This is a genomic window from Pseudomonas sp. TE3895 (assembly GCF_056278855.1).
Genome location: NZ_JBWBQE010000001.1, coordinates 2,696,790 through 2,715,433, shown reverse-complemented (window position 1 = coordinate 2,715,433; position 18,644 = coordinate 2,696,790). Strand labels below are relative to the sequence as shown.

Sequence of the window (18,644 nt, the reverse complement as noted above, 5' to 3'; positions counted from 1 at the left end):
GCCACCCTTAGTAAGTCCGGACTTTTGGTTCGAAGGCTGGAACAGTCTTCGGCGCAAAGTTGACGCCGCGCTTGGCAACGCGCTTCTCACCCGGGTAGTACAGGGTGTGGCACAGCCAGTTTTCGTCGTCACGGTCTTCGAAGTCTTCACGGGCGTGAGCGCCGCGGGACTCTTTACGGGCTTCCGCCGCGATGGCGGTAGCTTCGGCAACTTCCAGCAGGTTCTGCAGCTCCAGCGCTTCGATACGCGCGGTGTTGAAGGCCTGGGACTTGTCGTTGATCTTGACGTTGGCGATACGGTCACGCAGACCGGCCAGTTGCTCGATACCCTTCTGCATGTATTCGCCAGTACGGAATACACCGAAGTAGTTCTGCATGCAGCTCTGCAGCTCGCGCTTCAGGCTGGCAACGTCTTCACCGCTGGTACGCTCGTTGAGCTTGTTCAGGCGGTTCAGGGCAACATCGACGTCGGTGTCGCTGGCGTCGCGGTATTCCACGCCTTCGCTCAGCGCCTTCTCCAGGTGCAGGCCGGCAGCACGGCCGAACACCACCAGGTCGAGCAGCGAGTTGCCGCCCAGGCGGTTGGCACCGTGAACCGATACGCACGCCACTTCACCTACGGCGAACAGGCCCGGGATGATGTGATCCTGACCGTCGGCGTCCATGGTGATGGCCTGGCCATGAATGTTGGTGGCAACGCCGCCCATCATGTAGTGGCAGGTCGGCACGACCGGCACCGGCGCGACCACAGGGTCGACGTGGGCGAAGGTCTTGGACAGTTCGCAGATACCTGGCAGGCGGCTGTGCAGCACTTCCTCGCCCAGGTGGTCCAGCTTCAGCAGTACGTGGTCCTTGTTCGGGCCCACGCCATTGCCGGCGATGATTTCCTTGACCATGGAACGGGCAACCACGTCGCGGCCGGCCAGGTCTTTGGCGTTCGGCGCGTAACGCTCCATGAAGCGCTCGCCATGGGCGTTGATCAGGTAGCCACCTTCACCGCGGCAACCTTCGGTGACCAGTACACCGGCGCCGGCGATACCGGTCGGGTGGAACTGCCACATCTCGATGTCCTGCACCGGCACGCCTGCACGCAGGGCCATGCCGATACCGTCACCGGTATTGATCAGGGCGTTGGTGGTGGACGCGTAGATACGGCCCGCACCGCCAGTGGCCAGCACGGTGGCCTTGGACTTGATGTACAGGGTTTCGCCGGTTTCGATGCAGATGGCGATCACACCCACGAATGCGCCGTCCTGGTTCTTCACCAGGTCAACTGCATAGTACTCGTTGAGGAACGTGGTGCCCGCTTTCAGGTTGCCCTGGTACAGGGTGTGCAGCAGCGCGTGACCGGTACGGTCCGAAGCGGCACAGGTACGGGCGGCCTGGCCACCTTTACCGAAGTCCTTGGACTGACCACCGAACGGACGCTGATAGATGCGGCCGGTTTCGGTGCGCGAGAACGGCAGACCCATGTGGTCCAGTTCGAAGACCGCAGCCGGGCCTTCCTGACACATGTATTCGATAGCGTCCTGGTCACCGATGTAGTCGGAACCCTTGACGGTATCGTACATGTGCCAGCGCCAGTCGTCGTTCGGGTCGGCCGAAGCGATGGCGCAGGTGATGCCGCCCTGGGCGGATACGGTGTGCGAACGGGTCGGGAAGACCTTGGTGACTACGGCAGTCTTGTGGCCGCCTTGAGCCAGTTGCAGCGCTGCGCGCATGCCGGCGCCGCCGCCACCGATGATGATGGCGTCGAAGGAAATGGTTGGAATGCTAGCCATGGATCAGATACCCCAGAGAATCTGCACACCCCAGACGAAGTAAGCGAACATCGCAACGCCGCATACCGCCTGGAACAGGAAACGAATCGCAGTTGCCGACTTGCCGAACGACATAGGCGTCAGGTAGTCGGTTGCAATGGTCCACATGCCAACCCAGGCGTGAGCGCCCAGGGCAACGAGGGCCAGCAGACTGAAGATCCGCATCGCGTTATTGGAGAACAGACCATGCCACTGGGTGTAGTCGATGCCTGGGTGGGCGACCACGTAGCCGATCAGGAAGAGGAAGTAAGCCGCGAGAACGACCGCAGAAACGCGCTGCGCCATCCAGTCATAGAGGCCCGAACGCGACAGGTTCGTGACATTGGTTACCATACCCAAACTCCCACCAGAACGATCAGCACCACGGAGATGACGATCACGATTTTCGAGCCCAGCTTGCCGCCTTCCAGCGTCTCACCGATACCCATGTCCATGATCAGGTGACGAACACCTGCCACGAGGTGATAAAGCAGGGCGGACAGCAGACCCCAGGTCACGAACTTGGCCAGCGGGCTGGTCAGACACGCCTTCACCTCACCGAAGCCTTCCTCGGAACCCAGCGACTTGCCCAGTGCATAAAGCATGATGGCAAGGCCGATGAACAGGATGACGCCGGAGATACGGTGCAGGATGGACGTGTACGCAGTGACGGGGAGCTTGATGGTCCTTAGGTCTAGGTTTACAGGTCGTTGGCTTTTCACGGCTTTTTTCACACTGAAGAGCCCCTAGCGAATCAGGGCAAAGTTGTTGGTAAGTGTACTGGTCAGGTACCCACCACCCAGGGAACGGCGACCCCCAGCAGTTCGGGCTTGCAAGCCCCTGGCGGTCGGGTGCCGAGTATAGACAGTTAGGCTGCTTATGACAACGTGACGGGGTAGCCCAAATAGCGCATTGCCTTTAATGAACAAAAGGCGTAAATGGGCGAGAATTTCGGGAAAAATCAGGCTTGAATGCCTGATTCAACAAGCCTTTAGGCAAATTGACATCTGAATTTATCCCTCTATAGTGGTGCGGGCCCTGCGTGGGGGGTCTGTCTGATGATTTCAAGCATTAATAGGAGGCCACATGGCTGACAAAAAAGCGCAGTTGGTCATCGAGGGCGCTGCCCCCGTCGAGCTGCCCATTTTAACCGGCACCGTTGGTCCTGATGTAATCGACGTCCGCGGGTTAGGGGCCACTGGTCACTTCACCTTCGACCCAGGTTTCATGGCGACTGCCTCGTGCGAGTCGAAGATCACCTATATTGACGGCGACAAAGGTATCCTGCTGCACCGCGGCTACCCGATCGAGCAACTCGCCGAACAGTCCGACTACCTCGAAACCTGCTACCTGCTGCTCAACGGCGAACTGCCGAATGCCGAGCAGAAGGCCCAGTTCGTCAGCACCGTCAAGAACCACACCATGGTTCACGAGCAGCTGAAGTCCTTCTTCAACGGCTTCCGCCGCGACGCTCACCCGATGGCGGTGATGTGCGGCGTGGTCGGCGCCCTGTCGGCGTTCTATCACGACTCCCTGGACATCAATAACCCGCAACACCGCGAAATCTCCGCGGTGCGCCTGGTCGCCAAGATGCCGACCCTGGCTGCGATGGTTTACAAGTACTCCATGGGCCAGCCGATGATGTACCCGCGCAACGACCTGTCGTACGCGGAAAACTTCCTGCACATGATGTTCAACACCCCGTGCGAGATCAAACCGATCAGCCCGGTGCTGGCCAAGGCAATGGACCGGATCTTCATCCTCCACGCCGACCACGAGCAGAACGCCTCCACCTCCACCGTTCGTCTGGCCGGCTCGTCGGGTGCCAACCCGTTCGCCTGTATCGCCGCCGGTATCGCTGCACTGTGGGGCCCGGCCCACGGCGGTGCGAACGAAGCCGTACTGACCATGCTGGATGAAATCGGCGATGTTTCGAACATCGACAAATTCATCGCCAAGGCCAAGGACAAGAACGACCCGTTCAAGCTGATGGGCTTCGGTCACCGCGTGTACAAGAACCGCGACCCGCGCGCCACCGTGATGAAGCAGACCTGCGACGAAGTCCTGCGCGAGCTGGGCATCAAGAACGACCCGCAGCTGGAACTGGCCATGCGCCTGGAAGAGATCGCCCTGACCGATCCTTACTTCATCGAGCGCTCGCTGTACCCGAACGTCGACTTCTACTCGGGGATCATCCTCAAGGCGATCGGCATTCCGACCAGCATGTTCACCGTGATCTTCGCCCTGGCACGTACCGTGGGCTGGATCTCGCACTGGAAAGAAATGCTCTCCAGCCCGTACAAGATCGGCCGTCCGCGCCAGCTGTACACCGGCGAGCAGAAGCGCGACATCGTTGCCCTGAAAGACCGCAAGTAAGCGTTGATCGCTGAACGCAAAAGGCTGCCCTCGGGCAGCCTTTTTTATTGTAAATCCTGCCGGTCGCAGCTCGGCCTTTGTGGGCGCAGCCTTGCGTCGCGAAAGGACTGCAAAGCAGCCCACGCAATATTGCGGTAAGCCTAAGATTCGGGCGCCGCTGCGCGCCCCATTCGCGACGCAAGGCCGCTCCCACAGAGACCGCGCGCCGCGTTAAAACTCAGTTTTTCTCAGCCCGCTCGCGCAGCCCCCTTCAGGGTATTGAACGGCGCATCGACCACGAACTTGTTGGCCACCATCGCCGGCACGCTGCCACCCGGCTCAGTGTGCACCTGGTAAGTCACTTCGGTGCTGTCGCCCTTGGGCACCAGCTTCCAGAAGCCCTGGACCTTTGCCACCCGCACAAAGCCCTTCTCTTCCGGGACATAGGTCGGCTCTTCAACCAGGTTACGGGTCAGGCTGCCATCAGCCCCCTTCACCGTGGTGATATGCAGCACGGAATCACGCGGGGTCACCGGCCAAGGCGTATTGAACTGGGTGTAGGTCCAGCTTTGGTCGCCCTCGTGTTTGAGCAGCTTCTGCGACTTGCATTCGTGAATCCACGCACAGGCACCGGCCACGTCTTCCTGCAGCGCCTGCACCTTGGCCAACGGCGCCTTGATCACAGTAACGCCCTGATAGGCCTTGTACTTGGAACCGGCCACTTCGCTGAGGGATACCTTGATCCCGTCCTCGTCCTTGGCCACTTGCCAGTTTTCAGCCCAGGCCACAGGCGACAGCAGAACACCCACACCACACAGCAGTGCAATACGCTTGAACGATCTCATCATGTTTATCCTTGTTGTCGAAGATCCAGCCTGTCACGCCGCCGTCATCTGCTCCCACCAGCCAAGAATCCTGATTGCCTCGTCACGATCACTGCCGCACACCTCGGCATCTGCCTTGAAACCACCGCACACCGCCGGCCGCTCAGGCTTGCCGAACAGGTCGCAAAGGTTGGCCGCAGTCAGGTGCAGACAGCGCTCACCCGCCGGCTTGCCATTGGGCATTCGCGGCATCGCAGAAGTGATGGACGGGGCGATGCAGCAGGCACCACAACCCTCACGGCATTGCATGGCTATTCACCAAAATCAGGACTCCCTGGAACAAAACGGGACGAACGTCCCCGGATAGTAACCGCTCAAACAGTCGTTTGAAATTGCTGGCACGATGAAATCTGCTGTGACCCGGCAGTCAGTTCGCGCCTATTGGCGATACTCGAAATCGATGGCAGCGCCCTCCACGTCATGACGGCTGTCATTGCGCAGTTGCAGCTGCATTTCGTTGTTGATCAGCCGGCCATTGAGCTGGTACGGACTGTCATTGGTCACTGGCTTTTCTGTGAACATGGGCGGCAACAAAGGTTTGCGCCGCTGGATTGGCGAGGGCGTGCCCACATTCGGCTCAAGGTTGTTGACCATATCAACGGGCAGGCTGAGGTCCAGATTTGTCTTGGGCAATGGCTTGGCAACCGCTTTGCTGACCGGCTTGTGTGCAGGCTTGGCTGTCGCCTTTTTTGGCACGTGCTTACCCTGAGCTGCCTGAGCCTGGTTTGCCGGTTGCCCAGCCAAGGCAGGGACGACCGGGCAGCAGAACGGCAGAAGGCACACGATCAGGACAAAGCAGCGCGAAGCGTTCATGGCAAATGGACAGACTGGCAGGAAAAATGCGTATGCTCCCTGTTCCACAGGCAGCTTGCAAGCCTTACAAAAGCGTAACCGCAGTCTCCCTGCACAACTGCTGCGCCAGCAAACCGAGCGTAATCACCGCCCGCTCGGCCTCTTTATTCCAAGGTATGCCGCAATTGAGTCGGACACAGTGGTTAAACTGCTCTGTGTTACTGAATATCAGTCCCGGTGCAATGCTGATGCCCTGCTCCAGCGCGCGCACATGCAGCTCTTGGGTATTGACCCGACCAGGCAGGCTCACCCAGAGAATGAAGCCGCCTGTCGGCCGGGTCATCTGGGTACCCTCGGGGAAGTGCTGCTGCACTGCCAGCTGATAGGCACTGAGGTTCTTGCGATATTCCTGGCGTATGTAGCGCAGATGCCGGTCGTAGCCGCCATTCTCCAGGTAGGCTGCCACGCCCATCTGCGTCACGCTACAGGCCGAGTGGGTGGTAAACGTCTGCAGGCGCTGAATCTCATCCTGGTAACGCCCGGCGATCATCCAGCCCACCCGCACGCCAGGGGACAGGGTCTTGGAGAAGCTCGAACAGTAGATTACCCGGTCCAGCCGGTCGAACGCCTTCAGCGCCTTGGTCTTGCCCTGCTCGAACATCAGCTCACCGTAGATGTCATCCTCGATGATCTGGATATCGAAGTCCGAGGCCAGGCGCAGCAATTGCTTTTGCCGCTCTTCGGGAACGGTGCCGCCCAGCGGGTTGCTCAAGCGCGCAGTGAGCACCAGCGCCTTGATCGACCATTGGTTAGCCGCCAGTTGCAAGGCTTCGAGGCTGATACCGGTGGACGGGTCACTGGGGATTTCGATCACTTTCAAACCCAGCAGGTCAGCCAGCTGCAGCAAGCCGTAATAGGTCGGTGACTCGGCGGCGATCAGGTCACCTGGGCGGGTCAGCACCCGCAGCGACATCTGCAGGGCATCGACACACCCATGGGTCACGATCACTTCGCGCGGATCGACCAGCACGCCGGCATCGCGCATGCGTATGGCGATCTGTCGGCGCAGCGGCTCGAAACCGGGGCTGAACATGTAGCTGAAGGCGCGCGGACTATGGAAGCGCGTCACCTTGGCGATTTGCTGATGCAGGGCGCGCACTGGCAGGTAGTCGACATGCGGCACAGCAGCGCCAAACGGGAACACACCATCGCGGCGCGCCTCAGTCAGCACCTGCTGGATGATGCTGGCGCGCGTGACCAGGCCCGGGCGCTCCACCCGAGCGATGTCCGGGGTTTGCGCGGTCAAGGCAGGGGTCTGGTGCACGTAATAGCCAGACTGCGGCCGCGCCCGGATAAGCCCTTGGTCCTCAAGATTGGCATAGGCCTGCAACACCGTGGCATGGCTGACGTTGAGCTGGGCGCTCATCTTGCGCACGGAAGGTACCCGCTCGCCTGGCTGGTAGACACCGCGACGGATATCATCGGCCAGTTGCTGGGCGATACGCTGGTACAGCAGCAGGTTGGTCATGTCGACATGCTCGTTATTCTTGTACGGGTCACTGACGGTAGAGAATACCGTAACAGTTGCAAAGTGTACTGGGACAGATTGCAACATAGTCGACAATACAACAGCGTGACCGCTATCGAAACGATTAAACCGACATAAAACGGGCCGCAAAGCGGCCCGTTTCGACAAGACTCAGCGCGCTGGCGCGAGCCGACCCTTGTCATCGGAGAATACGATCTCCACTCGTCGGTTTTGCGCCCTGCCCCGCTCCGAAGCATTGGCCTCGATCGGGTACTGGTCGCCATAGCCCTCGACCTGCAGGCGCTTTTCATCGATGCCCAGGTCCACAAGCATGTCGGCCACGGACTGCGCCCTGTCGCGCGACAGCTTGAGATTTTCCTCGCCCGCGCCAGTACTGTCGGTATAGCCCTCGATACGCACTACCCGGCGCGGGTTGAGCTGCAGGAACTGCACCAGCTTGAGCACAGTCCGGCTGGCCGAGTTCTTCAGGTCGGCACTGCCGGTATCGAACAGCACATCGCCCAAGGTCATCACCAAGCCACGGTCGGTCTGCTCCGAAGCCAACGCGGCAATCTGCGACTCGACCCACTTGCCCTGCTGCTGCACGCTGGCCAGCTTGGCCTCACGCAAGGCCAACTGCAGGCGCTGGCGCTCCAGGTCGAGCTTGGCCTGGCGCTCCTGGTTCAGCGCCAGCTTGGCATGCTCGCGGGCAATCTCGCTGTAGCGCTGGCTGAGGTAAGCATAATGCCGCACATCAGAACCGGTGCCGATGTAACTGGACAGGCGCTCGGCGCGAGCCAGCGATTCACCCGCCCGAATCACGTCACGCGGCGCGCTGCGCAGCACATCGGAATCATCTTTGACCCCCTGGAAGGCGACGGTGGCCTCATCCAGCGCGGCACTGCTGCGCTGGCTGGCACAACCTTGCAAACCTGCCGTCAGCGCCAACAATGCCAATGCAGCCAAAGGCGTACGACGGATCATGGCTGCACCTCCAGTTGCTTGCGCAAGCGCTTGACCCGCGACTGCAGCACCTGCAGCTGCTCTTCGCTCTTCTGGTTCAGCACCTGGGCCTCGGCCAGGCGCGCATCCAGCTCGGCCTGCTCGGCGCGCATGCGCGCATCGCGGTAGTCCTGGGTAAGCATGTTGGCCTTGGCGCGGGCCAGCTTGTCTTCAGCCAGTTTCAGCGTTTCGACCTGCTCAGTGGCGCCGACGGCCTTCGCCTGGTCCAGCGCTTGTTCGGAAATGCGCATCTGCTCGTCAGGGGCCGGATCATTGGCGCAGCCAGCCAGGCCGAGCACGGCCAGGGCGAGGATTAGTGGTTGGGTTCTCACGCAATCTTCCTAGTGTTTGGGGGCGTCCGCAGGCACGTGCAACTGCGCTTTCCAGCGCTCGACATTACGTTGCAGCACAGCTTCGGATGCACCAGAGATCGGCAATTCTGTCAGTTTTTTTGCCAATTGCCCACGCAACCAGCTGTCATTGCACGCCGAGTTGTGCGACAGCGCCAGGTACAGGCCCGGCCTGTCCACCGGCAAGCCGCGGGCTATCAGGTCATTGCTCATACCCAGGCTCTGGGCCATGGCCATACCGGAGTAACGGCCAGCCAGCACATAATCCACCTGGCCGAGTACCAGTTTCTGGAACGCCTGGGTCAGGTTCTGCGCCGGCACCAGCTTGAGCTGGGCCTTGGCGAACGCAGTAAAGGCCGGGGTCAGGCGCGCACGCTCGGACAAACTGCCCTGGTACCTGGCCAGGTCGGCCGGGCCATCAACGGTCACCGCTGCATCATGGCGGGTCCACACCAGGTACTCATTGAGCTGCAACGGCGGATGGATGTAGTCCAGCGCGGTCAGTTGCTCCACCTGCATGGGGGTGTCGAGCAGCAGGTCCATGCGCCCGCTGCGCACCTCTTCCAGCGCCTGATCACGGCGACCGGCACTCAGCACCTCGACCTTCACACCCAGCTCTTCCGCCACCTGGCGCAACAGGTCAACGTTGGCGCCGACCAGGTGCTTCGGGTCTTTCGGGTCCTGCCACGAATAGGGCGGCGCATCAGGGCTGCCGGTCGCCACCAGGCGCTCGCACTTGCCTGCGGCCATGGCCAGTGGTGACACCAACAGCGCCACACATGCCAGCACCCTGCCCGTTCCGCGCAACGTCATCCCTCACCCCTCAAGCCATAAAAAAACCCGACCCTCAAAACGAGGGCCGGGTTCTTTATAAGTGAAGCAGACGGATCAGACCAGCTTTTCCAGCTCCGGCACCGCTTCGAACAGGTCAGCAACCAGGCCGTAATCAGCCACCTGGAAGATCGGCGCTTCTTCATCCTTGTTGATCGCCACGATCACTTTGGAGTCTTTCATGCCGGCCAGGTGCTGGATCGCGCCGGAGATACCGACGGCGATGTACAGCTGTGGCGCAACGATCTTGCCGGTCTGGCCGACCTGCATGTCGTTCGGTACGAAGCCTGCGTCGACTGCGGCGCGCGAAGCACCAACCGCAGCGCCGAGCTTGTCGGCCAGGCTGTACAGGTGTTTGAAGTTGTCACCGTTGCCCATGCCACGGCCGCCGGAAACGACGATTTTGGCAGCGGTCAGCTCTGGGCGGTCGGACTTGGCCAGCTCTTCGCCAACGAAAGCCGAAATACCGGCGTTGTGCGCAGCGCCAACAGCCTCGACGGCAGCCGAACCACCTTCGGCGGCCACGGCGTCGAAGCCGGTGGTACGCACGGTGATCACCTTGATGGCCGCGCTCGATTGCACGGTAGCAATGGCGTTACCCGCATAGATCGGGCGCTTGAAGGTGTCGGCGGACTCGACCGAGATGATCTCGGAGATCTGGTCCACGTCCAGCAGCGCGGCAACACGTGGCAGGATGTTCTTGCCGTTGGTGGTAGCCGGGGCCAGCACATGGCTGTAACCCTTGGCCAGCTCGACGATCAGCGGCGCGACGTTTTCCGGCAGGACGTGGGCGTAGGCGGCGTTATCAGCCACCAGCACCTTGGCAACGCCAGCGATTTTGGCAGCGGCTTCAGCAACGCCACCGACGTTCTGGCCTGCGACCAGCACGTGCACATCACCACCGATCTTGGCGGCTGCGGCGACAGTGTTCAGGGTGGCCGGGGCTACGGCACCGTTCTCGTATTCAGCGACAACCAGGATAGTCATTTAGATTACCTTCGCTTCGTTCTTCAGCTTCTCGACCAGTTCGGCCACCGATTTGACCTTGATGCCCGCGCTGCGGGCAGCCGGGGCTTCAACCTTCACGGTCTTGTTGGTGGAGGCGAGGGAAACGCCCAGTGCGTCTGGAGTAACAGTCTCCAGCGGCTTCTTCTTGGCCTTCATGATGTTCGGCAGCGACGCGTAGCGTGGCTCGTTCAGGCGCAGGTCGGTGGTGACGATCGCGGGCAGGTTCAGCGCAACGGTCTGCAGGCCGCCATCGATTTCACGGGTGACATTCAGCTTGTCGCCAGCGACTTCGACCTTGGAAGCGAAGGTGCCCTGGGCGAAGCCAGTCAGCGCGGCCAGCATCTGGCCGGTCTGGTTGTTGTCACTGTCGATGGCCTGTTTGCCGAGGATGACCAGCTGCGGCTGCTCCTTGTCGACAACGGCCTTCAGCGCCTTGGCCACGGCCAGGGAGTTCAGTTCGTCAGCGGCTTCTACCAGGATGGCACGGTCGGCACCCAGGGCCAGGGCGGTACGCAGTTGCTCCTGGGCAGTGGTCGGGCCGACGGAAACGACGACGATCTCGGTCGCAACGCCTTTTTCCTTCAGGCGCACGGCTTCTTCGACGGCGATTTCGCAGAAGGGGTTCATGGACATCTTGACGTTAGCAAGGTCGACGCCGGAGTTGTCCGCTTTGACGCGAACCTTGACGTTGTAGTCGACCACTCGTTTGACAGCTACAAGAACCTTCATGGATTCCTCGTTACTCTCCGGTGAATAGATAGTCGCCTGGGGCAGAGCCCAGCGATGCGCGTGGGTACAAGGGCACCTCTAAAAACGTATCGGGAGGCAGCAACTTCACAGTGACCAAACAGTCTTGTTCGGACTCTTGCGACAAATCCTCACGGGTCATTTCCTGTCGTGGCGTGTAAACTCCACTACAAACTGGCCTAAGCCCGCAAAACCCTGCTCCACACCTGGTCTTTAGAGGTGTACCTGCGCCCGGCTGCAAGCCTACGGCGAACGTAAAACCGCTCGTATCTTGACCGTAACACCCATTCCGGTCAATACGGCAAATCGGTCACCCTCCAGCCGCGTTCCTGTGATTTTACTGGCCTGCGGCAAATTCAAACAAACGTTTGTATTGGACCCGCCAAGTGGTGTAGATATAATGCGCGGCCAAGACAAAACGGTGTAGTCCGTCATTTGCCCAGCTACAGTTCCGCCGTTGCGTAGAACCGCTGCGAATGCCCCGCACCCATAAGACAAAGCAACAGCACGAGCCTTGATGAGTAGGAGAGAACCAGTGGAACGCGAATACATGGAATTCGACGTGGTCATCGTCGGCGCCGGCCCGGCGGGCCTGTCCGCCGCCTGCCGCCTGAAGCAGAAGGCCGCCGAAGCCGGTAGCGAAATCAGCGTCTGCGTGGTGGAGAAAGGCTCTGAAGTCGGCGCCCACATCCTCTCTGGCGCAGTGTTCGAGCCCCGCGCCCTGAACGAGCTGTTCCCCGACTGGAAAGCGCTCGGCGCACCGCTGAACACCGAAGTGAAGCGCGACGACATCTACGTGCTCAAGGATGCCGGCAGCGCGACCAAGGTGCCTGACCTGTTCGTGCCCAAGACCATGCACAACCATGGCAACTACATCATCTCGCTGGGCAACCTGTGCCGCTGGCTGGCGCAGCAGGCCGAAAACCTCGGTGTAGAGATCTACCCGGGCTTCGCCGCCCAGGAAGCGCTGTTCGACGACAACGGCGTGGTCCGCGGCATCGTTACCGGCGACCTCGGTGTCGACCGTGAAGGCAACCCCAAGGACGGCCTGTACACCCCGGGCATGGAGCTGCGCGCCAAGTACACCCTGTTCGCCGAAGGCTGCCGGGGCCATATTGGCAAGCAACTGATCAAACGCTTCAACCTCGACAGCGAGTCCGACGTCCAGCACTACGGCATCGGCCTGAAGGAAATCTGGGAAATCGACCCGGCCAAGCACGAACAGGGCCTGGTGGTACACACCGCCGGCTGGCCGCTGGACGTGGTGGCCAAGGAAAACACCGGTGGCTCGTTCCTTTATCACCTGGAAAACAACCAAGTGGTGGTCGGCCTGATCGTCGACCTGTCCTACGCCAACCCCTACCTGTCGCCGTTCGACGAATTCCAGCGCCTCAAGCACCACCCGGTGATCAGCCAGTACCTCGAAGGCGGCAAGCGCATCAGCTACGGCGCCCGCGCCTTGGCCAAGGGCGGCATCAACTCGCTGCCGAAAATGGTCTTCGAGGGTGGCGCGCTGATCGGTTGCGACCTGGGCACCATGAACGTGGCCAAGATCAAGGGCAGCCACACCGCGATGAAGTCCGGCATGCTTGCTGCCGAAGCAGTGGCCGACGCATTGATCGCCGGTAGCGAAGGCGGTGATCAGTTGAACAGCTATGTCAGCGCCTTCAAGGCGAGCTGGCTGTACGAAGAACTGTTCGCCAGCCGCAACTTCGGCCCGGCCATGCACAAGTTCGGCCCGCTGCTGGGCGCGGCGTTCAACTATGTCGACCAGAACTGGTTCGGTGGCAAGCTGCCGTTCACCCTGCACGACACCAAGCCGGACTATGCCTGCCTCAAGCTGGCCGCCGACTCGAAAAAGATCGACTACCCGAAACCGGACGGCAAGCTCAGCTTCGACAAGCTCAGCTCGGTATTCCTCTCCAGCACCAACCACGAAGAGGAACAACCCTGCCACCTGAAGCTGACCGATCCGAGCGTACCGATCGCCAGCAACCTGCCGCTGTACGACGAGCCAGCCCAGCGCTACTGCCCGGCCGGCGTGTACGAAGTGGTCACCCAGGAAGACGGCAACAAGCGTTTCCAGATCAACGCGCAGAACTGCGTGCACTGCAAGACCTGCGACATCAAGGACCCGGCCCAGAACATCACCTGGGTCACCCCTGAAGGCGCTGGCGGGCCGAACTACCCGAACATGTAAGGCCCCTGCCCTTGCGGCAACAAAAAGCCCCCGGTTCTCATGAGCCGGGGGCTTTTTGTTGGCTGCCATTATCAGGCAGTACGCACTTCCTCAAAGAGTTCTGGATGGCGATCCAGCAGCTTGAGCAGTTTCACCAACGCCACTGGCGGGGTGGTCTTGCCGTTTTCATAACGGGAGAACGCATTGACCCCACCACCGAAGATTTCCCCTGCTTCACGCTGGTCGAGGTCGAACTTTCTGCGCATGGCAGCAATGAAGCCGGGATCGACAACGGCTGCATTGACCTTGCGCTCAAACGCCGTCATCAGATCACTCATACGCTGGGCCTCGTCCATGCCCAGTACCGCCTCGCCACACGTCGGGCAGTAGTCACCAAAGATGTCCGGGATGACGGTCGCCTCACCTTTGTAGCGATACGGCATGTCTCGCGACTGCGCAACCAACTCCGCTCCTCCACATAGGGGACATTTCATTTCAAAGCTCCTTGAAAGATAGGATGAGCAGATCGTCGACCACCGTCAGCTTGAGGTAAACCCTGCCTACGGCGGTTTGCGCCCGATAGACATCCTGCCAAATACGATGATCGTTGTAGCTCGTCATACTTTTATGGAAGTCACCTGGCGATAGCCCGCGGACAACATCCAACATGTCATAGGGACCTAGCCCAAGCGACCGCGCTCCCAGGGTCGCCGCCTGGGTGGTACGTACCTTCCCTTGGCTCAATAGCACTTGCAGCCGATGCAAAGGGCAGTGAGGCGTTCTCTTTTCCATGAGAAATTAACCTTCCAGGTTAAATTTGGCCAATAGGTTATTCCAATAACCCCCGCCCGGAAGGATGACTCAATGCCCCATGCGCGTTACCCGATCATTTGTCGCCACACATGACCGGCATCGGCTCAGCCGCAAACACCAAAGGCTCACGACGCCCGAAATACAGGGCCGTCAGCAGCCCCACCGCGCCCATGATCAGACAAAACCCGACACACACCCATGGGCTCCACGGCATCAGCGCAATCAGTGCCAACGGCGTGGTACTAGCCCACAGTGCGTAGGCCACGTTGTAGGTGAAGGAAATGCCCGATACGCGGATCTGCGCCGGGAACAGCCCCACCATCACCGAGGGCACCACCCCCACCACGCCACAGCTCAACCCCGCCAGCGCATAGGCCAGCCAGGTCATGCCCCACTGCCCCACCAGGCTGGCGTACAACGCGCCAATACCCAGCGGCAGCAACAGGCTATACAGCATCAGCGCGCGCCAGGCACCCACACGGTCGACCAGCAGCCCGGCCAGCACGCAGCCCATGTTGAGGAAGACGATGCCCACACTGCTGAGGGCGAAGGTATGCCCGGCAGTCATGCCGAAGCGCTGCTGCATCACCGTCGGCGTGATCACCACCAGCACCACCACCGCCGAGGTCAGCACACAGGTCAGCAACGCGGCAGGGATCAATGCCCGGCGGTGTTCACCCAGCACTCGCCGCAGCGGAAAACTCACAGGTTGCTCCTGGCGCGCGCGCAGGGCGAGGAACACCGGTGTTTCACTGAGCCAGCGGCGCAGCCACACACCCACCACACCGAACACCCCACCCAACAGGAACGGGTAGCGCCAGGCGTAATCGAGGATTTCCTGCGGGGTGAACAGTTGCGCCAGCAAGGTGGCGGTCAGCGCCCCCAGCAGGTAGCCGAAAGTCAGCCCGGCCTGCAGAAAGCCCAGGGCATAACCGCGCCGCCCGTTGGGCGCGTGCTCGGCAACGAACGTCCAGGCGCTTGGCACTTCACCGCCTACGGCAGCCCCCTGGAGGATGCGCAAGGCCAACAGGATCAGCGGGGCGGCATAGCCGATGTCGGCATAGGTCGGCATCACCCCGATCAGCAGACACGGCAGGGCCATCATCAGGATGCTCAGGCTGAATACCCGCTTGCGCCCCAGGTGGTCGGCGAAGTGCGCCATCAGGATGCCGCCCAGCGGCCGCGCCAGATAGCCGGTGACGAAGATTCCGAAGCTTTGCAGCAAGCGCAGCCATTCGGGCATCTCGGGCGGGAAGAACAGCTGGCTGAGGGTCAGCGCGAAGAACACGAAAATGATGAAGTCGTAGATTTCCAGCGCGCCACCCAGCGCCGCCAGGCCCAGGGTCCGATGGTCGCCGCGGCTGAACCGGGGCGGGCGAGCGGTATCGATGGCAGTCATGGCAGGGTCCGCAGATCGGCAAAGGGCAAGAGCATATCAAATAGCTGCCCGATTGCCCCGCCGGCGGCACCGCTAGCGGTTGAACACCGTATGCGCGAAGTTGGCTCGCGGCCGTGGCCGCGCTGTACTGGCCGGCAGGGTGCCCGGCAGCGGTAGCCTGCCGACCACCATCGGTGCGTCGATGATTGCCATGAACGTCTCCAGCGCCTCGTTATCGGGCGCCTGAGGCAGGCTCAGGCTGACCGCCTGGCGCTCGGCCTGCGGCACTGCTGGCACTTTCAACTGGCTCGAATGGTAAAGCAGGGCATGCTGGATCTGTGTGCTGACACGGCAGAAGCGCTCTAGATCGACGCCACAATGGCTGGCCAGCTCGATATTGCCCAGCAACAGGTGAAAGGGCTGCAAGGCGCACTGCACCAGGCGCTGCAGCTCCTCGAAGCTGGCCACTGGGGCTATCCGGTAATAGCCCAAACCATTGAGCAACCGCTCCAGCTGCAGGCGCTGGCACGGGTGTGTATCGGCGATGAGAATGCGCAGGGTCTTGTTTACCATGGTCGGACCTAGGCCATTGGGTAATGGGCACGCTCCATGACCCTACTGCGCCGGTAACGGCTAATGCCAAGGCCATGCCCGGCAACGGTCTTCTTTGATAGAAGTCGGGAAAGCCGCATAAATCAAGTGATTGACTGACGGAATTTGCATTTGCCTTTAACCTGGCAATCAGGATTCCCATTGCCGCATGCGCACCCGGCAGTGCTTCATGGCATTGACGATGTGCTTTTCCACCAGGCTGCGGGAGATGCCCAGCCGCTCGGCGATCTGCAGATGTGAAAGGCCTTCGATCTTGCGCAGCAGGAAGCATTCGCGGCAGGGGCCGGTCAGTTCGTCAAGCGCCCGCTGCATGAGGGCCAGGCGTTGGTTGAGCTGCAGTTCCTGCGCCAGCGCCGGCACATGCCCGCCCTCATCACTGTCGAGTATCTCAAGCGGTTCGGCCTGACGCACCAGATGGCGACGATGACGGTCGATCACCAGGTTCAGGGCGATACGGTACAGGAATGCGCGCGGATGCTCGATCTGCCCGTTGTCCGTTCGCTCCAGTACCCGCAGGTAGGCATCGTGGGCAACATCCTCTGCCGCCTGACGGTTACCCAAGCGCGCGGACAGGAAACTCACCAACTCACGATAGTAACGTTCCACAAACACACCTGGAATCGTCTGCACACCCACGCTGGGGCAGATGCAGAACTGAGTGATATCAGCGTGCGATCTTACAAAATATAATGATTCTCAGCAACGCACACCTGCGCTGTGCTTACCGTCAACCCGACGCCCGTACAACCTTGAGATTGCGGGCATACCAGGGGCGCTGCGGCACCCGTGGTTGCAGCCGGGCAAAGAGGTCTTCGTTGCCATAAATGATGCGCAACGCCAGCTTCATGGTTTCCGGGTCCATTTCGACGCTTCGACCGGGCCGCAAGCCCGGCACCGTCGAACAGCCATGGGTATCGGGACCCAGCCACGGGTCAGCCACCGCCACCCAACGCCCGGGTGCGAACCAGGGCACGCCGTTCACCTGCAAGCGGCGGATCTCACCCGGGTGGACCCGCTCATGGGCTCGGAACCAATCGTCGACTCGGTCGTCGATCCAGCCATGAAAATGCCAGAACACCGGGTTTACATGTGACGAGAACGGGTCGCCGAGAAAATCGTTGCGTGCTTCGAACCAGCGCTCAGCGAAATCACCCGGGGTACGTGCAGCAGGCACCGGCATACCGTTGGACGGGTCGCGCGGCACCGCCGCCCAACGCATGTGCAACCAGTCATGCAGGCCCAGCTCCAGTTCTGAGCCGAACTGCCCCAAGGTCAGCTTGCTCAGATATTCCGGATCACTGTAGCGCGACTCCCAGACCTGAAAGTTGCCGTGGAAGGTATCCGGGCTTTTGATGTCGCGTACCCACTGGGTGTACTCCTGGTCGTCATGGGCCAGCCAGGTCGGTGGCAAGGCATTGCCGTCGTGGTTGTCGAAGTAACGGGCAAAACCGATGCGGTCACGCTCAAGCTCCGGCTGAGGCAGCGGGAACCGCGTCCACGAAGGCAGGTCCTGCAGGGCCCTGGCACTGCCGAGCATGTGCCGGTGCATGAACAGGAAGTCCTCTCCGGAACCGTTGCGATCCTTGTGCCGGCCACGCGCATCACGCTCCTGGCCACGCGGCCCGGGTTGCCAGCCCAAGCCACGCAGGGCGGATTGCTTGTCCTCTTCCAGCTTGTGCCACTTGTCCCGCGATGCGTGCCATAGCTGGTGGAACAGCCGATGCTCCGGCGAAATGAGCCAAGCCAGCAGCTGTGGCGACAGCGGCGTACGTTCGCGAGCCTCCGGGAAAGGCCGCTTCAAGGCCAGGAAGCCATTGTCCAGAACAGGCAGAGACAGGGCGCGGTCCAGGGCCGAGATACGACCATTGAGCGTTGCCGGCCCGGCATTGCCATAGGCGCCCCAGACCTCATCGAGCACCACATGGCATTCATAGCGCGCCTGCCCTGCACCGGGCTCGGTTGAAAACAGCCGCCAGCGCAACATCCCGGGCTTGTCCGTCAGCAAGTCACCCATGACCCGATAACGGGGTTCCTGCTCACTGCGCAGGCGTTCGGCGGTGTCCAGGTAACCTCGCAGCCCCCGGCCATTGCTGGCGACATCCAGAAACAATTCCAGCTCCCCGTCGGGCAAACCCAGCAGTTGGGCATCCTTGCCATGTGCAGTCCAGCGCCAGATGCCCCGCAGGATGTCGCCCAGCTGCTGCAGGCGGGTATCGGCCAACTCGACAACAGCCTCGCCAGGCGTTTCCGGAAACGCCTCGGCATCCCGCTGGCGCTGTATATACAGCGCTCCGGGTACCGCTACGCCCGTCAATGCCACAGCAGCGATGAACCCGCGTCGAGAAATCGTCATTGCAACTACCTGCG

Annotated in this window: 19 protein-coding genes and 1 pseudogene; 2 read left to right on the top strand and 18 right to left on the bottom strand. The window is 61.1% G+C overall.

The genetic code is table 11. The features are described 5' to 3' along the window. Positions 1–7: 7 nt before the first annotated feature. Genes sdhA through sdhC form a run of 3 tightly spaced genes read right to left on the bottom strand, consistent with a single transcriptional unit; the run spans position 8 to position 2,532 of the window. Positions 8–1,780: a succinate dehydrogenase flavoprotein subunit gene (sdhA, locus tag ACZ889_RS12300; protein ID WP_003254213.1), complete on the bottom strand. Its 1,773-nt coding sequence runs from the start codon at positions 1,778–1,780 to the stop codon at positions 8–10. A 3-nt stretch (positions 1,781–1,783) separates the two neighbouring features. Further along, a complete protein-coding gene (gene sdhD / locus ACZ889_RS12295; RefSeq protein ID WP_003254214.1) occupies positions 1,784–2,152 on the bottom strand; it encodes a succinate dehydrogenase, hydrophobic membrane anchor protein in 369 nt (122 codons plus the stop codon). Continuing rightward, the gene (sdhC, locus tag ACZ889_RS12290) at positions 2,146–2,532 is read right to left on the bottom strand and encodes a succinate dehydrogenase, cytochrome b556 subunit (RefSeq protein ID WP_008091902.1); all 387 of its coding nucleotides are present in this window, start codon (positions 2,530–2,532) and stop codon (positions 2,146–2,148) included. Before sdhC ends, sdhD begins: the two co-directional genes overlap by 7 nt. Positions 2,533–2,884: 352 nt before the next feature. Here sdhC and gltA point away from each other — a divergent pair, with 352 nt between their 5' ends. After that, a complete protein-coding gene (gltA, locus tag ACZ889_RS12285; RefSeq protein ID WP_003254218.1) occupies positions 2,885–4,174 on the top strand; it encodes a citrate synthase in 1,290 nt (429 codons plus the stop codon). 217 nt (positions 4,175–4,391) lie between these two features. Here the strand turns inward: gltA and ACZ889_RS12280 are convergent. The 9 genes and pseudogenes from ACZ889_RS12280 to ACZ889_RS12240 all read right to left on the bottom strand — a co-directional run bounded on the left by ACZ889_RS12280 (position 4,392) and on the right by ACZ889_RS12240 (position 11,277). Further along, positions 4,392–4,998 (bottom strand): annotated as a pseudogene (locus ACZ889_RS12280) (START domain-containing protein). Between the two features lie 33 nt (positions 4,999–5,031). Then, positions 5,032–5,286: a YkgJ family cysteine cluster protein gene (locus tag ACZ889_RS12275; protein WP_010954952.1), complete on the bottom strand. Its 255-nt coding sequence runs from the start codon at positions 5,284–5,286 to the stop codon at positions 5,032–5,034. A gap of 129 nt (positions 5,287–5,415) precedes the next feature. Continuing rightward, positions 5,416–5,850 (bottom strand): hypothetical protein, encoded by a 435-nt coding sequence (locus tag ACZ889_RS12270; RefSeq protein WP_180688597.1) that lies wholly within the window; start codon positions 5,848–5,850, stop codon positions 5,416–5,418. A 64-nt stretch (positions 5,851–5,914) separates the two neighbouring features. Beyond that, positions 5,915–7,357 carry an aminotransferase-like domain-containing protein gene (locus ACZ889_RS12265; RefSeq protein WP_003254223.1) on the bottom strand — a complete coding sequence of 481 codons (1,443 nt, stop codon included), beginning with the start codon at positions 7,355–7,357 and terminating at the stop codon, positions 5,915–5,917. A gap of 171 nt (positions 7,358–7,528) precedes the next feature. Next, positions 7,529–8,341 (bottom strand): OmpA family protein, encoded by an 813-nt coding sequence (locus tag ACZ889_RS12260; protein WP_003254225.1) that lies wholly within the window; start codon positions 8,339–8,341, stop codon positions 7,529–7,531. After that, complete coding sequence (locus tag ACZ889_RS12255) at positions 8,338–8,691, bottom strand: DUF4398 domain-containing protein (protein WP_003254227.1); 354 nt, start codon at positions 8,689–8,691, stop codon at positions 8,338–8,340. The genes ACZ889_RS12260 and ACZ889_RS12255 overlap by 4 nt, the downstream gene beginning before the upstream one ends. A gap of 9 nt (positions 8,692–8,700) precedes the next feature. Next, positions 8,701–9,522: a substrate-binding periplasmic protein gene (locus tag ACZ889_RS12250; RefSeq protein WP_476257404.1), complete on the bottom strand. Its 822-nt coding sequence runs from the start codon at positions 9,520–9,522 to the stop codon at positions 8,701–8,703. A 75-nt stretch (positions 9,523–9,597) separates the two neighbouring features. Beyond that, positions 9,598–10,527, bottom strand: a complete 930-nt coding sequence (locus tag ACZ889_RS12245; RefSeq protein WP_070096583.1) for an electron transfer flavoprotein subunit alpha/FixB family protein — start codon at positions 10,525–10,527, stop codon at positions 9,598–9,600. Further along, positions 10,528–11,277 carry an electron transfer flavoprotein subunit beta/FixA family protein gene (locus ACZ889_RS12240; RefSeq protein ID WP_003254232.1) on the bottom strand — a complete coding sequence of 250 codons (750 nt, stop codon included), beginning with the start codon at positions 11,275–11,277 and terminating at the stop codon, positions 10,528–10,530. Between the two features lie 535 nt (positions 11,278–11,812). Between ACZ889_RS12240 and ACZ889_RS12235 the strand changes: the two genes are divergently transcribed. Continuing rightward, complete coding sequence (locus tag ACZ889_RS12235; protein WP_012051718.1) at positions 11,813–13,495, top strand: electron transfer flavoprotein-ubiquinone oxidoreductase; 1,683 nt, start codon at positions 11,813–11,815, stop codon at positions 13,493–13,495. A 71-nt stretch (positions 13,496–13,566) separates the two neighbouring features. Here ACZ889_RS12235 and ACZ889_RS12230 read toward each other — a convergent pair whose 3' ends face one another. The 6 genes from ACZ889_RS12230 to pvdP all read right to left on the bottom strand — a co-directional run bounded on the left by ACZ889_RS12230 (position 13,567) and on the right by pvdP (position 18,630). Beyond that, positions 13,567–13,968 carry a type II TA system antitoxin MqsA family protein gene (locus ACZ889_RS12230; RefSeq protein ID WP_029380550.1) on the bottom strand — a complete coding sequence of 134 codons (402 nt, stop codon included), beginning with the start codon at positions 13,966–13,968 and terminating at the stop codon, positions 13,567–13,569. A 1-nt stretch (position 13,969) separates the two neighbouring features. Further along, positions 13,970–14,266 (bottom strand): type II toxin-antitoxin system MqsR family toxin, encoded by a 297-nt coding sequence (locus tag ACZ889_RS12225; protein WP_019750831.1) that lies wholly within the window; start codon positions 14,264–14,266, stop codon positions 13,970–13,972. Between the two features lie 94 nt (positions 14,267–14,360). Further along, positions 14,361–15,686 carry an MFS transporter gene (locus ACZ889_RS12220; protein ID WP_047604115.1) on the bottom strand — a complete coding sequence of 442 codons (1,326 nt, stop codon included), beginning with the start codon at positions 15,684–15,686 and terminating at the stop codon, positions 14,361–14,363. 72 nt (positions 15,687–15,758) lie between these two features. Then, the gene (locus tag ACZ889_RS12215) at positions 15,759–16,238 is read right to left on the bottom strand and encodes a hypothetical protein (RefSeq protein ID WP_012051716.1); all 480 of its coding nucleotides are present in this window, start codon (positions 16,236–16,238) and stop codon (positions 15,759–15,761) included. 168 nt (positions 16,239–16,406) lie between these two features. Further along, the gene (locus ACZ889_RS12210; protein ID WP_003254241.1) at positions 16,407–16,883 is read right to left on the bottom strand and encodes a sigma-70 family RNA polymerase sigma factor; all 477 of its coding nucleotides are present in this window, start codon (positions 16,881–16,883) and stop codon (positions 16,407–16,409) included. Between the two features lie 121 nt (positions 16,884–17,004). Further along, entirely contained in the window at positions 17,005–18,630 is a 1,626-nt protein-coding gene (gene pvdP, locus ACZ889_RS12205) for a pyoverdine maturation tyrosinase PvdP (protein WP_047604117.1), read from the bottom strand. Between the last annotated feature and the right edge of the window lie 14 nt (positions 18,631–18,644).